The sequence below is a fragment of the Shewanella sp. Pdp11 genome (assembly GCF_002838165.1).
Lineage (GTDB): Bacteria > Pseudomonadota > Gammaproteobacteria > Enterobacterales > Shewanellaceae > Shewanella > Shewanella hafniensis.
Genome location: NZ_CP015194.1, coordinates 4,486,225 through 4,500,417 on the forward strand (window position 1 = coordinate 4,486,225; position 14,193 = coordinate 4,500,417).

12 protein-coding genes are annotated in these 14,193 nt (G+C 45.4%); 3 read left to right on the top strand and 9 right to left on the bottom strand.

Annotated elements, in window-relative coordinates:
• Positions 1-98: 98 nt before the first annotated feature.
• The 3 genes from dapB to AYJ58_RS19785 all read right to left on the bottom strand — a co-directional run bounded on the left by dapB (position 99) and on the right by AYJ58_RS19785 (position 2,627).
• On the bottom strand, positions 99-911 hold the full coding sequence (gene dapB / locus AYJ58_RS19775) for a 4-hydroxy-tetrahydrodipicolinate reductase (RefSeq protein WP_006082785.1): 813 nt from the start codon (positions 909-911) through the stop codon (positions 99-101).
• A gap of 71 nt (positions 912-982) precedes the next feature.
• Positions 983-1,600, bottom strand: coding sequence for an FKBP-type peptidyl-prolyl cis-trans isomerase (locus AYJ58_RS19780; RefSeq protein ID WP_006083907.1), 618 nt, complete (start codon positions 1,598-1,600; stop codon positions 983-985).
• A 217-nt stretch (positions 1,601-1,817) separates the two neighbouring features.
• Positions 1,818-2,627 carry a M48 family metallopeptidase gene (locus tag AYJ58_RS19785; RefSeq protein WP_106651406.1) on the bottom strand — a complete coding sequence of 270 codons (810 nt, stop codon included), beginning with the start codon at positions 2,625-2,627 and terminating at the stop codon, positions 1,818-1,820.
• Positions 2,628-2,939: 312 nt separating this feature from the next.
• Between AYJ58_RS19785 and AYJ58_RS19790 the strand changes: the two genes are divergently transcribed.
• Entirely contained in the window at positions 2,940-5,093 is a 2,154-nt protein-coding gene (locus AYJ58_RS19790; protein ID WP_106651407.1) for a TonB-dependent receptor, read from the top strand.
• A gap of 49 nt (positions 5,094-5,142) precedes the next feature.
• On the opposite strand, the gene AYJ58_RS19795 is transcribed toward AYJ58_RS19790, so the two are convergent.
• The 3 genes from AYJ58_RS19795 to AYJ58_RS19805 all read right to left on the bottom strand — a co-directional run bounded on the left by AYJ58_RS19795 (position 5,143) and on the right by AYJ58_RS19805 (position 7,934).
• Positions 5,143-5,745, bottom strand: a complete 603-nt coding sequence (locus AYJ58_RS19795; protein ID WP_106651408.1) for a GNAT family N-acetyltransferase — start codon at positions 5,743-5,745, stop codon at positions 5,143-5,145.
• 137 nt (positions 5,746-5,882) lie between these two features.
• Positions 5,883-7,214 carry a DEAD/DEAH box helicase gene (locus AYJ58_RS19800; RefSeq protein ID WP_106651409.1) on the bottom strand — a complete coding sequence of 444 codons (1,332 nt, stop codon included), beginning with the start codon at positions 7,212-7,214 and terminating at the stop codon, positions 5,883-5,885.
• A gap of 156 nt (positions 7,215-7,370) precedes the next feature.
• Positions 7,371-7,934, bottom strand: a complete 564-nt coding sequence (locus AYJ58_RS19805; protein ID WP_106651410.1) for a DUF4256 domain-containing protein — start codon at positions 7,932-7,934, stop codon at positions 7,371-7,373.
• Positions 7,935-8,253: 319 nt separating this feature from the next.
• Here AYJ58_RS19805 and AYJ58_RS19810 point away from each other — a divergent pair, with 319 nt between their 5' ends.
• Together AYJ58_RS19810 and AYJ58_RS19815 are read left to right on the top strand one after the other, a co-directional pair.
• The gene (locus AYJ58_RS19810; protein ID WP_106651411.1) at positions 8,254-8,532 is read left to right on the top strand and encodes a DNA polymerase III subunit epsilon; all 279 of its coding nucleotides are present in this window, start codon (positions 8,254-8,256) and stop codon (positions 8,530-8,532) included.
• Positions 8,533-8,980: 448 nt separating this feature from the next.
• On the top strand, positions 8,981-10,015 hold the full coding sequence (locus tag AYJ58_RS19815; protein WP_106651412.1) for an IS110-like element ISSod14 family transposase: 1,035 nt from the start codon (positions 8,981-8,983) through the stop codon (positions 10,013-10,015).
• Between the two features lie 358 nt (positions 10,016-10,373).
• On the opposite strand, the gene AYJ58_RS19820 is transcribed toward AYJ58_RS19815, so the two are convergent.
• The 3 genes from AYJ58_RS19820 to dnaJ all read right to left on the bottom strand — a co-directional run bounded on the left by AYJ58_RS19820 (position 10,374) and on the right by dnaJ (position 14,114).
• Positions 10,374-11,129: a hypothetical protein gene (locus AYJ58_RS19820; RefSeq protein ID WP_106651413.1), complete on the bottom strand. Its 756-nt coding sequence runs from the start codon at positions 11,127-11,129 to the stop codon at positions 10,374-10,376.
• A 12-nt stretch (positions 11,130-11,141) separates the two neighbouring features.
• Positions 11,142-11,999, bottom strand: coding sequence for a hypothetical protein (locus AYJ58_RS19825; protein ID WP_106651414.1), 858 nt, complete (start codon positions 11,997-11,999; stop codon positions 11,142-11,144).
• Positions 12,000-12,980: 981 nt separating this feature from the next.
• Positions 12,981-14,114 carry a molecular chaperone DnaJ gene (gene dnaJ, locus AYJ58_RS19835; RefSeq protein WP_006083917.1) on the bottom strand — a complete coding sequence of 378 codons (1,134 nt, stop codon included), beginning with the start codon at positions 14,112-14,114 and terminating at the stop codon, positions 12,981-12,983.
• Between the last annotated feature and the right edge of the window lie 79 nt (positions 14,115-14,193).

Sequence of the window (14,193 nt, forward strand, 5' to 3'; positions counted from 1 at the left end):
ATTTTGACAAATTCCGACGAGTTTACAGGAAAAACGTGAAACCGTCCACCCATTGGTATCTGGGTGCAAAAAAAAACGCCATATCGGCGTTTTTAATATTAATGCAAACCTAAAACCTGCTGCATATCATACAAGCCCGGTTTTTGCTCCACGAGCCAGTGGGCGGCACGCATAGCGCCGTTAGCAAAGGTCATACGACTCGAAGCTTTATGGGTGATCTCTAAACGCTCACCGATATCGGCAAACATGGCCGTGTGTTCACCAACGAGATCACCGGCACGAATGGTCGCAAAACCTATGGTTTCACGGTCACGTTCACCCGTGATCCCTTCGCGGCCATACACGGCACATTTCTCAAGATCGCGACCTAAGGTCTTAGCAATCACTTCACCCATTTTCAGGGCTGTACCCGACGGCGCATCTTTTTTATGTCTGTGGTGACCTTCGATAATTTCGATATCTGTGTAATCACCCATGACTTCGGCAGCCAGTTCGAGTAATTTCCACATCAAGTTGACACCCACAGACATATTTGGCGCCATCACGACCGGCGTTTGCTCGGCAAAGGCATTGATCTGTTCTTTTTGAGCATGATTGAAACCGGTTGTGCCGATCACCATGGCTTTCTTATGGCGCACACACCAATCTAAATGGACAATACTGGCGTCTGGCGCAGTGAAATCAATCAAGACATCAAAATCATCGGTCGCGTAATCCAGCGAATCCATGATCATGACCTTTAATTTACCCACACCAGCTAGCTCACCCGCATCCACGCCCACTAAACTAGAGCCTGCGCGCTCAATAGCGGCACCCAGCAATATATGGTCATGATTGTAAGCCGCTTCAATAAGAGTGCGTCCCATACGACCACCGGCACCGACGATTGCCACTCTCACTTGTCCACTCATTTCAATCTCCTCAATCTTTCTTTGTCTTCCATAAGAAAACGCCTAAGACAGGCTTAGGCGTTTTATCAATATTAGATGATATCTAATAATTCAACTTCGAATACCAAAGTTGAATAAGGAGGAATTGATGCCCCCGCGCCGCGCTCACCGTAAGCTAAGTGATGTGGCACAAATAATTTCAACTTAGTGCCAACTGGCATCAGTTGCAGTGCTTCAGTCCAGCCAGCGATAACGCCAGATACTGGGAACTCAGCTGGTTGACCACGAACCACAGAGCTATCGAACACATCACCATTGATGAAAGAACCATGGTAGTGAGTACGCACTGTATCTTCGTAAGTTGGAGTAGCACCGTCACCTTGGACTAATACTTCGAACTGCAGACCAGAGTCAGTCACAGTCACGCCATCACGCTTAGCATTTTCCGCTAAGAAGGCATCGCCTTCAGCAGACGCAGCTGCAGCAGCTTGCTCTTGAGCAGCTTGAATACGACCGCTAATTTCAGTGAACGCAACTTGCAGATCTTGCATAGACACAGCACTTTCTAAACCGGCAAACGCATCGGCTAAACCCGCTTGAACGGCTGGAATATCCACACCATCAAAAGAATTGGCGGCCAGTTGCTCACCCATTTGACGGCCTACACCGTAGCTTGCTTGCTGTTCAACAGTACTGAATTTATCAGACATAATTAACGACTCTCAATTTATCAGTGGAATTTTGCGCGCCAGTTTACCATAGTTCAGCGAGCTATGCTGATAAACTGACTGCTTATTTAACTAAGGCGGCTTTTTTACACACTTATTGCGTATTTATCCAAAAGCGTAAATAGGCTAAGGACGCATACCAGCCAGAAAACAACCGCTAACACTCAGCTAAGTGACACTTCGCTATGCAGCGTGCAGCTTATTTCGGCGCCACACATTGATTCTTCACTTGAGTTTTAGCACTGACATAGAGTGGCTGCATCTGCCCTTGCAGTTGTTGCAACTGAGCGATGCGATTACTGTTTGATGGATGGGTTGATAATAATTCCGGCCCCTGACTGCCGCCCACCTTCGACATGTTCTGCCATAAGGTCACACTTTGTGCCGGATCGAAACCGGCTCTCGCCATCAGCTCTAAGCCCATCACATCGGCTTCGCTCTCTTGAGCGCGGCCAAAGGGCAGAATCACCCCAACCTGAGCACCGAGTCCTAACGCCGACATATATAAGTCGCGATTCGACACGCCACTCGCCCCCAACGCCGCATCGGCTATTTGCATACCGACGCCCGTTAACTGTCCACGAGAAACCTGCTCGTTACCATGTTGCGCCAATACGTGCGCCACTTCGTGACCAAGCACAGTAGCAAGCTGATCAGGACCATTGGCGACCTTAAGTAAGCCGCTATACACACCAATATGGCCGCCCGGCAGTGCAAAGGCGTTAACTTGTTCAGAGTCAAACAAGACCACATCCCAGCGCTGGGTTTGATTCGGCAGCACTGCCGTCACCCGATTGGCGACACAATTCACGTATTGCGTCAGCTTTTTATCGCTACTCACCTTTTGCTGCTTTTTCATCTCTTCAAAAGAAGCATCACCCATCTGCTGCATCTGCGCCGCTGAAAAGAGCAAAGTCTGCCCTCGCCCCGTTGGCGATTGCGTGGTCGCGCAGGCGGATAATCCGAGCACGACCACCAAACCTACTAAGCCTAAACGCATTGATTTCATCTGGCACTCCTTAAATCCCATGACGGGCGTGAAGATCCTTGAGCCAAACTGGCTCAACTAATGGAAAGATTTTACTGAGATAGGGCCGATAAGCCAAATGTAAGTCGATGCAATACCATTAAAGTGACTCAACATCATTTTTACCATCACCATGAAAGAAAAAGATTGATCCCCATAAAAATTAACAAATGTAAATAACCTGCAAAACTACTCGATAATAATTATCATTCGTGCGCTTCATGCTTGGTAGGTCAGCCTTTAGTTGGGCTCAATGCTAGGTTTTATTCCATTTTAACTTATATAGGATTTACAATGCGACTCGCGCTTACCCCCTGTGCTGCTTCGATACGTTATGCCTTAATTGGTTCGGCATTATTTTCAGGTATGGCCTTTGCCACCACACCGGTGACCTCTACCACGCCACCTGCAAACATTGAGCGCCTGATTATCTCGGGAAGTCGCGTCGTGGAGCGTATTGATGAAGTCCCCTCCTCTGTCACCTTAATTGATAACGCTACGCTTAACCAAGACCTCAAGGTCAGTTCCGAGCTACAGAATATTCTAGCAATGCGAGTCCCTGGTTTAGCGCCATCTTCGGGGACTTCAAGTAATGCAGGGCAAACGTTACGTGGCCGTAAGGCACTCATACTGATTGATGGTGTACCGCAATCGACACCATTGCGTAATGGCTCGCTTGATATTCGCTCAGTAGACGTAAATGCCATAGAGCGCATCGAAGTGATTAAAGGTGCAACCTCGATTTACGGTAATGGTGCAGCAGGCGGCATTATCAACTACATCACCAAGAAACCTGGCGACAGTAAAGCACAAGTGAATCTTGGTGCCTCGAGTAAATTCAGCACAGTAAAATTTGAAGACAGCGCAGGCTATCGCTTTAATGCAGGTGTGGATGGCTCACTTGAAAAGTTCAGTTACGTATTAAATGCTGTGACCGAAGAAACGGGCCTACAGCGTGATGCAGAAGGTGACGTACCTGGCCTAGTTTATGGATTATCCGAAACGAAAACACAAAACCTATTTACCAAATTGCAATACCAGTTTACTGATGCAAAGTCATTGCAATTCACCTACAACTACTACGAAGCACAACAGGATGCAGATTTAGTTGATGTCAGTGGCAGTATTAATTCTGGCGTTAAAACCTACGCCATTAAAGATACCTCAGGCAAACCTAAACTCGGCGAACCACAGGGACCTAAGGGCAACCATAACGTTACCTTGAAGTATGTGGACGATGCATTACTAGATAACACACAAATGGTGTTAGACGCTTACGGCCAAAAAATTGATAACATGTTTTTCTTCTCTTCCTCACTCGCTAATCCATCAGAAGGATACAACGGTGGGCAATCGATTATTCTGTCTGAAAAAATTGGCTTACGCGCCAACTTTAATACCGAGGTCGATTGGGACAACATAGTCACCAATTTTGTTTATGGGGTCGATGCTTTGCAGGATATCAGCAGTCAGCCTCTTGAGGATGGCCGTATCTGGGTACCTGAAATGGACATGACCAACCTTGCTTTCTACCTGCAGACTAAATGGGTATTGTTTGATGATTGGGTCATTAAGGCGGGAGTTCGTCAGGATAGTGTGGATTTAAGTGTTAGCGATTACAACACGTTAAAGCTGTGTGCGAGTGCGACTCAATGTACCGAATCGATTGATGTTAAAGGTGGCGAGCTTGGCTTTAACGCCACCACCTATAACTTAGGGTTACGTTATACAGGCAGCAGCCTTGCTAGCCCCTTTATCAGTTATTCCCAAGGAGCAGATATTTCTGATCTTGGTTTGTTGTTACGCACTGCGGCAGTTAATGACATCGCCTTAATCAAATCACAGGCAGCCATTATTGATAACTATGAGATAGGCATTTCAGGCTATGTTGATGCCTTTTCCTATGAACTGGCGGCCTTTTTCAGCGAATCAGAACTCGGCACCAGCAGCAAATACGACCCAGTATCAGGTGCCTATGTTCCAGTTCGCGCCCCGCAAGAAATTTGGGGCTACGAAGCACAAGTCAGTTATTCTTGGTTAGACAATCTCAGCACCGGTATGAGCTATAGCTTTGTCGAAGGTAAAGATACCGAAAAAGATGAGTATTTAGATGGGCAAATCATCTCTCCACCTAAATTTACCGCTACCTTAGATTGGCAACCCACAGATAACAGTAATATAAGTTTGGCTTATTTATATGTCGGCGATCGCGACCGATTCGAGCCCATTGATGGCGCATATGTTGGCAGCCAAGGGCCCGTTGAACATTACAACCTAGTCAATTTGAGCAGTAGCTACCAAATCAATGATTGGACTTTATCTCTTGGTGTGGAAAACCTGTTCAATGAAGATTACTACTCCGCTCGCTCGCAATCTTTTACCTTTAAAGGCTACAACACTAAAGGCTTAGGGACGACAATGAATGTCGGCGTGAGCTACCAGTTTTAAGGTGCGCTCGAAAAAGAGTTAATCAAAGAGTAAATGAAGCCAAATGGGATTACGCGTCCTGCTTGGCTTTATACTCCTCCTTTAACAAGGCATAGAGGAACTCATCGCCCCACGCGCCTTTAAAGAAGATGTTTTTCACATGATGGGCTTCACGCCTAAAGCGGAGTTTTTCGAGTAAGCGACAGCAGGCAAGATTTTGTGCATCGGTGATGGCAATAACTCTATGCTTATGCAATTCAATAAAGAGGTAATCCAGCAATGCGCTGACGGCCTCAAAAGCCACATGTTTACCTTGATGCTCAGGCGCAATCGTAAAGCCAATTTCCACCTGCTGCTCATCAATAAAGTGCAGCGCCAGATCGCCAACTAATTGGGTCGGTGTTGTTCCCGATGCGACAGTGACAATTGCAAGCTGAAACCAAGTACCAACCGCACCAAATTGTGCATAATCCATCTTCTCGAACAACGCGAGTGCATCGCTATAAGAGTAATCCGTCCAGCTTTGATATTGGGCGACCTTAGGGTCGGCTCGATAGGCGGTAAAGGCCTCAAGATCCGCTCGCTGGAATGGCCTAAGCACAAAGTGCTCAGTCGTTAAACCGTTATTCACCACTTTATGAAGTGCTTTGCTTAACGCCAATGTCGATGCCATAACTGAAACCCTTAATGTAAATAAGTCACTAAGTTACACCCGGAGCGAAAATGTTAACAGCAGCCAATGTGCTTTATTCTGTTATCAGTTTAGTGATTGAGGCACGCCAAGCTTGAACGCTATGAATAGCTTCAAACTCAGCGCTTACCTTTAAACTCTTTAGCGCTGTGCTTATTGATGCTACGGCGATTCGCCTGTTTATCCCGTGGTGGTCGCTTACGCTCAACTTTTCCCTCAGTGGCGCCATCTGTGGTATTTTCACTCGGCTTATCCGTTACCGGAAACTCAGCCAATAATGCCAGCGGTAACTCCCGCGCGGTTAAAGTGCGGATCGCCGTTAAAGTTGCCATTTCACCGTGGCACACGAGGGAAATCGCCAGCCCTTTTTCGCCAGCGCGCGCGGTGCGGCCAATGCGGTGCACGTATACAGGCGCACTCATGGGCAAATCCAAATTGATGACGACAGGCAAGGCATCAACATGAATGCCACGCGCCATCAAATCTGTCGCCACTAACACTTGGATACGATTGGCTTTAAAGTCGGCCAAGGTTTGGCTGCGAACGGTTTGCTCTTTTTCACCGTGCAGCGCGGCGACTTTCATCCCCGCTTTAGCGAGTCGTTTAGCGACGGCATCGGCATCATCACGGGCGCTGATAAACACCAGCACCTGCGACCATTGATATTGTTTTAACAGCGCAATCAATACCTGCGCTTTACTACCCTTATTGACTAAATAGAGCTGTTCTTCGATTTCACCAGCCACTGAATTCACTTTGTGGGCTTCGACCCGCAGCGGCTCATTCACCAGCAGTTTTTCGGTTAATGTATCCAAAGCCTCGGGCAAAGTGGCAGAAAACAACGAGGTTTGCTTAAGCTTAGGCATAAACGCCATCAGCTTTTGCACATCAGGCCAAAACCCCATTTCCAGCAGGCGGTCAGCTTCATCCAGTACTAGATGTTTTATCGAATCGAGGCTGATGTGAGACTGTTTACATAAATCCAGTAAACGCCCTGGGGTTGCCACTAACACCTGCGGCTTGGCAGTGAGTTCGGCCAATTGGTCTTCCAATGCGACCCCGCCACACAGAAGCTGAATGTTCAACGGAGTCGATAATTGACCAGCCACGGTTTGCAGCGCCTCAGTCACTTGCAGCGCTAATTCCCGTGTAGGCACCAGCACTAACGCCTGCGCATTTTGGGCCTGCACAGATTTAGCCCCCTGCAACTGTGTTTGCTGTTGCAACAAAAGTTGTTGTAGAAGTGGCAAACCAAAAGCTAAGGTTTTGCCGCTACCAGTTTGTGCTAAGGCTAACAAATCCCGTCCCGCAAGAATGGCCGGAATCGTGAGTTGCTGCACCTTTGTCGGATGTTTAAGACTTGCAGGCAAGGCCTTAAGTAACGCCGAATTTAAGCCAAGCTCAGCAAAAGTTAACGACTCAGGGGAAGAAGAAAGCTCGGGAAAGGTCATCACAGCACCGGATCAAAACATGGGAGCGAAAGTTTACGCAGAGTCGAGTGGGATTACCAATATTGCTTGTATCAATCGAGATCAAAGTTAGCAGTCCCTCTTGACTCACTCATTTCACTGATTCATTTATCTAGCTAAGACTTGCTCGTGCAAGCACTAAACTAATAATCGAGTCCGAAAACCCCGCACGGCATAATAAGAGTCTGCACCATTATGATAAGTAAACACTTTGCCATAACGTCGATCACAGAAAATCGCCCCGCCTTGAGCCCTGATATCTTTTGGCGTGTCTACCCAACTTGAGGTTTTAGTATCAAACTCGCCTAAGGTTTGTAACTCACGGTATTGCGCCTCGGTCAGCATTTGTACACCCATTTGCACCGCCAGTTCCAGTGCACTGCCGACGGGTTTATTTTTCTTGCGCGCCTCGAGCGCTGCTTTGTCATAACAAAGACTGCGCCGTTCCGCAGGGCTTTGCGCCGCGCAATCTACAAAAATAAATTTGCCCGTATTCGCATCAATCCCCACCACATCAGGCTCGCCACCTGTGTGTTCCATCCAATGCAGCGCATTTTGGATTTGCGTATCACTTTGCAAAATACTGGCCTCAACCTCAGGCCACGAAATCTCTTGATGGTGCAACCTATTTGCCGCAAACCTTGACGCCAGCTTTGCCAGCAAGTCGCTTAAGAGTAAATCATTCACCGTTATTTTCCCCATGACTTCCCTGCCCTTGGTTTGTTATCGAAAATCACCACCCAATGGACCATAAACTGTTTTAGCATAACCTAAGATAGTCAAAACACAGTAAAATGCACAGGCCTGATTTGTTCGGACTATGAGCAAGAATAAAGCAAGTTTTAACATAAAGTGCACCAATAACATTCTGTTTTGGATTGGCGCATTTTACCGCGCAGATTTAATGCCAGCTTATGGTAGAATCCCGCCCAATCAGCTTTATGAATGTGCAACACAACTCATTTGTTTAACTGAACGTAGTGGAACACTACCGTGATTAACTAAATGAGGAGAACAGATTATGAGTAAGTTAAATGCCGCAGAACGTAAAGCCCGCGATAACGCCCGTTTTTCACAACGCGTCGATGAACGTCGCACAAAAGGTGAAGACGTGGTCGCCTACGTACTGGGCAACAAGCTCGCGTTTAAGTTTCTGACTAAACCAGAAAGACACGAATTTAAACAAAGAGAAGCCGCACTTGAAGAAGAAGCCAAGCTTAAAAAGCAGCAAGCATTTCAACTTAAAACCGAGCAAGAATTAGAGAAAGTCGAAGCCGCATTTACTGATACAGAAGAGTAACTTCTCGAAAGAGCCATTGATCATCATTGGTGGCTCACGCATACCCCATTTCCAAACTTCGTTTGGATTTTCGAATCGAAATCAAAATCAACGTTGTGGGGCTTCACCCCCTGATTTTTTATTAGAGAATCGACCAAGAGGGGATCAACAGCAATCCCCTCTCGGATCTCCCTTGCCGCCCCTCTGCAGAGTCGAAAGCTCCTTGTGCTCATAGGCAAATTATTAAGGCATAAAACTCATGCCTGCCCCATATTTTATTACGTTCTAAGCGTAATATTGTGAATTACTGATTCAGATCAATAATGTTCAATAACACCGTTGCATCTCATGTCTTTAAATCTATTCCTTTGCTACATTCTTTTAAGTCGCTGCTGAGATGGTCACCTCGGTCTCGGCATCGCAATGTGCCATGATTTAGGTGCACAAAATCTGACTCGAGGTGACCGATATGAACTATAAACTCATCAGCATTGATTTGGCAAAAACTGTCTTCCAAGTCGCAGCCTTTAACCCAGACAACACCATTGCTTTTAACCGTAAAATCAATCGCCCAGCATTGCTTGATACGCTCAGGCAATGCGAGCCGACATTAGTGGTGATGGAAGCTTGTTATAGTGCTAATTACTGGGGACGGGCTATCGAAAAGCTCGGCCATACCGTCAAGCTTATCCCCGCCAGAATGGTGAAAGCCATGCTGGTTGGTAATAAAAATGACGCCAATGATGCGGTTGCTATCGGAGAAACAGCTGGCCGCCCTAAAGTGAGTCTACTTCGTCCAAAAACGGTCGAGCAGCAGGATATTCAATCTTTACTGCGCATTCGTGAACGCTTGGTGGAGAATCGCACGGCTAACTGCAATCAACTGCGTGGTTTCCTTGCGGAATACGGCCTGATTGTCGCAAAGACTCGCCGCCAGTTGATGTTAGCCATTCCGCTCATTGTTGAAGATGCTGACAACGAATTATCCACGGTTGCCAGAGGGTTTATTCAACGACTCTATGAGTTTCAGTTGTATTTAAATGAGCAAATCGACCAGGTTGCACAGGACATATTAGCCCTTGCCCAAGCCATGCCACAGTATCCATTATTGCTAACTATCCTCGGTGTCGGCCCTATCGTCGCATCCACATTATTAGCCAGCATTAATGAAGTGAATGATTTTAAAAATGGCCGGCAATTGGCGGCATGGCTAGGGCTAACCCCTTCACAATACAGCAGTGGCACGACCAATCGGCTCGGCAAGATAACCAAGCGCGGAAATCAAACGCTTCGGCGGTTACTTATCCATGGTGCAAGAACCGTGGTTAACTGGTGCGACAAGAAAGACGACTCACTTAGCCTGTGGTTACAACGACTTAAACAGCGCCAACACGTCTGCAAAGTGACGGTTGCCTTAGCAAATAAGATGGCGCGGATGGTGTTTGTGGTGATGAGCCGCGGACAAGTATTTGATATGAATAAGGCGTGTAAAGTGGCGGCGTAATGCAGTGTTTTTTGCGTAAATAGACTCAAAATGTAAATGGATAAATGTCCATCAAAGCACAACAGCGGTAATGGTATTAATGAGTTAAACGGTTTGTCTTACCCAAAACCTGACTGGGACAGTGGCCTTTGAGGCCATGTGGCTGCCAAGGAGGGTAAGACGTCAATTTGGATCTCATTAGGGCGCAACAGACGCCGGATATATGTCGCAAGACCGCCAACCATTAACGACCGATACCCCGTTGTGAAAGGTGAATTATCGATTAGCACAAATTAATTTGAATAAAGTAGGACATTGGCCTTGCTAAACCCGAGGTGACCATATATGTCCCATTTCTTTTTTCTTTATTATCCTTAGTTCAGGTAATACTTAGCCGCCAAATAAACTCCGTTGAGCAGTACTTAAGACCTTTAGTAATTCTTTCAATATCAACACTATAACCATCTGATTCAAGATCGTATGTGATGCGGTTTTCTATTTTCCTGAGGTTTTCTTCATCCCACTCTTCCCAAAGGTGGCTGTAGCTAACAAGACCGAAGTAAACGTCACGCTCATCTTCAAACCTCATTAGCCCATCAGCTAAGTCGAACAAACGGTCAGTAGATGATATAGTGCGGCAATAAGCGATAGAGTAAATGTTAATTTTAGATAGTTCAGGCCAAGCGAATGGCTTCTGTCGTTCTGAGACATCAGAAAATATCTTTTTAGGAAAAGCATTTTGTGGGATAAGTTTGGATAATGAGCCATTAGAGCCCCTTACTTTATGTTGACCACCACTTGAAGAATTAACTGCTATCCACTGAGAGGAATCACTATCCGTGTCAATAATCTCATCTACTTCATTGTTCGAAAGTAAACAGATAGTATTACCTGCACATACCAAGGCTAAGTAATACTCTAGCTCTTCACTTAGATCATCAAAATCGTCAGGTTTAAAAGTGAACCGCCATTCTTCATTATCAGCTGCAGAATATTTAATAAACAGCTTCGTCTCATCATTGATTAAATATAAACCATTTTTATCCGAAACTCTGTTAATTGAAGTATGAGATGGGTAATCAACAATTTGAGCCAAGGCTGCACCATAATAGAAATCTTTTTCTTGAATTTTCACAAGTCAGCCCCATTACTGGATATTGTTCTCATCAGCGACATTTTTTGTCCTTGGATTGCGTTCATATTTATCATCGATAAATTCTTGGGAAATATCAAATTTTAAGTATGCTGCCTGTAACAGACAGTTGTAATCTTGAGCTATTTTCTTTGATAGTGCATCGATAACAATGACATCATATCGATCAAATTTTCCAAACACATTATCATATTCAGGCGAAACAGCATCGATAAGCTCTAGCTCATAACTTTCTAGTAATGCAGCTAGGTCATTATCTTGAAGCAGATTCTTTATCTCATCAAATATATCGCTGGTTTTATAATGTATATCAGCATTAACGCCATTATCAGCTATAAACTCAATGCATTCCTCATAATCTTCAATCAAATCAATTACCTCTTCTAGGCACCCTTGACCTAAATCATATGAAATTGTTTTTGAATTCGGAGGTGTTAATGATTCATTTAACACTTCATTCATAGTTTCCATATTGATTTCTAGGCGATCAAAACAAGCCTGAAAATCAAGATTACTTTCATCAATGCTTTCAGTCTTTGCTAGAGAAGGAATCGACTCGATAAACTGCTCAGCTTTGCTACGGTTATAGCTTTCAATTTCTTTAATCTGTTCATCATCAAATGGCGTACAGAGGTCATCAATAGCATAGAAATCCTTAACTAACATATAGCCTTGTTTATGCTCAACAAACTCAATATTCCACTCAGAAAAAAAAGATTTGAGTTCTATTTCACGGGTGATTGTCATCCTAGATGAACCAATCGCTTCTTTTAATAAAAGTTTAGGAATAAAGATCGGTTTAGGGGAATATTTAAGTAGTTTAACAAAACCGAGTAATATTTCTGTATGCATATCTAGTTCCTGAGCAAAAATCTGCAAGCATTACCTTAAAGCTAAGGTAATGTTAATTAAACCATAACACAACCAATTTTCCGTTAGCATCGGTTACCTAGGACATAGAATGAATCTATTATGTCGCTCTTTCATTGTCTGAAAATGATAATAGCTTCAGTTTTATATAAACAAAGCGAACTTACCCGATAAATTCTTGTTGGCATGTAAAATAATTCATTTTACATCAACAACTTAAACAAACAGGCAAACAGTAATTTATGCAGGTATCTAACACATAAGTAGATTACACAACCCTTTGCTTTAAACGGCAAGCCATAGCCTGCCAATATGCAGCTTGTTCTTCAAGTTCACATGCGCAGCATGTGCTTTGGAGGTTAAGGGGTCTCCCCTCGCCCGAGTTTATCCCCATCTTTTTGAACAAAAAGTGGGAGATAAAGTAAGCGTCCGCTAAACCCACCTTCATAAGTTAGCCATCAACCACGATCATCGTTCTTCGTATTTATAAGAGAACGATATGTTTAGTTGATAAAAAATCGGACAGGCATAACTTTTATGCCTTAATTATTTCCCAATAACTCCAAAACCTAAGGAATACGCCATCCCCTCGGAGTTGCCGCAGGGCGAATGAAAATCAGTGATTTTCGCGCTTATGAGAGAGAGGCAGGGATTGCCGAGCTGGAGTGCTTTACATGGATGTAAAGCGAGGACTTCGGAAGCGATAGCTAATTTGGCAATGAGCACAAGGAGCTTTCAACTCCGTTAGGGGCGTCTTGGCTGCTTGTGAAAACAATAGCAAAGAGGATAGGACGAGCAGTCCTCCTTGGTCGACTCTTTATTAAAAATCAGGGGGTGAAGCCCCACGACTTTGACTTAGATTTTAAAAATTCAAAATCCAAATATAAAAAAGCCCTACAAGGTTAACCATTGCAGGGCTTTTTTCTTCTAGTGCGCAGCTAACCTCTGCGCCACTAGACCAAGTTAGCTATTCAGATCTTGAAAGAACTTCTTCACGCCATCGAAAAAGCCCTCAGCCTTTGGGCTGTGTTTTTTCGACTCACCGGTTAAGGTGGCTTCAAATTCGCGTAACAGTTCTTTTTGACGATCGTTTAAGTTAACCGGGGTTTCCATAACCACTTTGCAGAGCAAGTCGCCTACCGCATGGCTGCGAACTGACTTGACGCCTTTGCCACGTAAACGGAACATACGGCCCGTTTGCGTTTCGGCTGGGATCTTCAGGCTGACTTTACCATCCAGTGTTGGCACTTCAATCTCACCGCCTAGGGCCGCTTTACTGAAGGATATCGGCACTTCGCAGTAAAGGTTGTTGCCATCACGGACGAAAATCGCATGCTCACGCACACTGACCTGAACGTATAAATCCCCTGGAGGCGCGCCAAACTCACCCGCTTCGCCTTCACCCGCTAAACGGATACGGTCGCCCGTATCGACGCCAGCTGGGATCTTAACCGATAAGGTCTTGCTCTTTTCAACACGGCCATCGCCATGACACTTAGAGCAAGGATCTTTGATGATCTTGCCGCGGCCATGACAGGTTGGACAAGGCTGTTGCACCGCAAAGAAACCTTGGCGCATTTGCACTTGGCCTTGACCATGACAGGTGCCACAAGTGGTTGCAGAGGTGCCTTTTTTCGCGCCGCTGCCTTCACACAGATCGCAAGTCGCCAGTGTTGGAATCCGCAGTTCTTTGGTTAAGCCTTTAACGGCTTCTTCCAGTGATAACTCTAGGTTGTAACGTAAATCTGAGCCGCGGGCCGCTTGGCGTTGACCGCCACGACGTCCACCGCCGAAAATATCGCCAAAGACATCACCGAAAATATCGCCGAAATCGCCTTGACCACCACCGTAACCACCGCCACCGCGATTAGGATCCACACCCGCATGACCAAATTGGTCGTAGGCCGCTTTTTTGTCGGCGTCGGTTAGGATCTCGTAGGCTTCTTTAATTTCTTTAAAGTTAGCTTCTGCGGTTTTGTCGCCTGGGTTGCGATCTGGGTGAAATTTCATGGCCAGACGTTTGTAGGCCTTTTTAATTTCACGTTCGCTAGTGTCACGACTGACACCTAATACTTCGTAGTAATCTCGCTTTGACATAATCTCATGCTTCTCAGCTGGTGTTGAACAAACGGGCGTTAGGGTTGCCCCGTAACGCCCGCCTAGAAATTAACGCTTT

Coding starts and splice junctions, on each gene's coding strand:
- dapB (WP_006082785.1), bottom strand. CDS start 911: ATGAGTGGACAAGTGAGAGTGGCAATCGTCGGTGCCGGTGGTCGTATG.
- AYJ58_RS19780 (WP_006083907.1), bottom strand. CDS start 1,600: ATGTCTGATAAATTCAGTACTGTTGAACAGCAAGCAAGCTACGGTGTA.
- AYJ58_RS19785 (WP_106651406.1), bottom strand. CDS start 2,627: ATGAAATCAATGCGTTTAGGCTTAGTAGGTTTGGTGGTCGTGCTCGGA.
- AYJ58_RS19790 (WP_106651407.1), top strand. CDS start 2,940: ATGCGACTCGCGCTTACCCCCTGTGCTGCTTCGATACGTTATGCCTTA.
- AYJ58_RS19795 (WP_106651408.1), bottom strand. CDS start 5,745: ATGGCATCGACATTGGCGTTAAGCAAAGCACTTCATAAAGTGGTGAAT.
- AYJ58_RS19800 (WP_106651409.1), bottom strand. CDS start 7,214: ATGACCTTTCCCGAGCTTTCTTCTTCCCCTGAGTCGTTAACTTTTGCT.
- AYJ58_RS19805 (WP_106651410.1), bottom strand. CDS start 7,934: ATGGGGAAAATAACGGTGAATGATTTACTCTTAAGCGACTTGCTGGCA.
- AYJ58_RS19810 (WP_106651411.1), top strand. CDS start 8,254: ATGAGTAAGTTAAATGCCGCAGAACGTAAAGCCCGCGATAACGCCCGT.
- AYJ58_RS19815 (WP_106651412.1), top strand. CDS start 8,981: ATGAACTATAAACTCATCAGCATTGATTTGGCAAAAACTGTCTTCCAA.
- AYJ58_RS19825 (WP_106651414.1), bottom strand. CDS start 11,999: ATGCATACAGAAATATTACTCGGTTTTGTTAAACTACTTAAATATTCC.
- dnaJ (WP_006083917.1), bottom strand. CDS start 14,114: ATGTCAAAGCGAGATTACTACGAAGTATTAGGTGTCAGTCGTGACACT.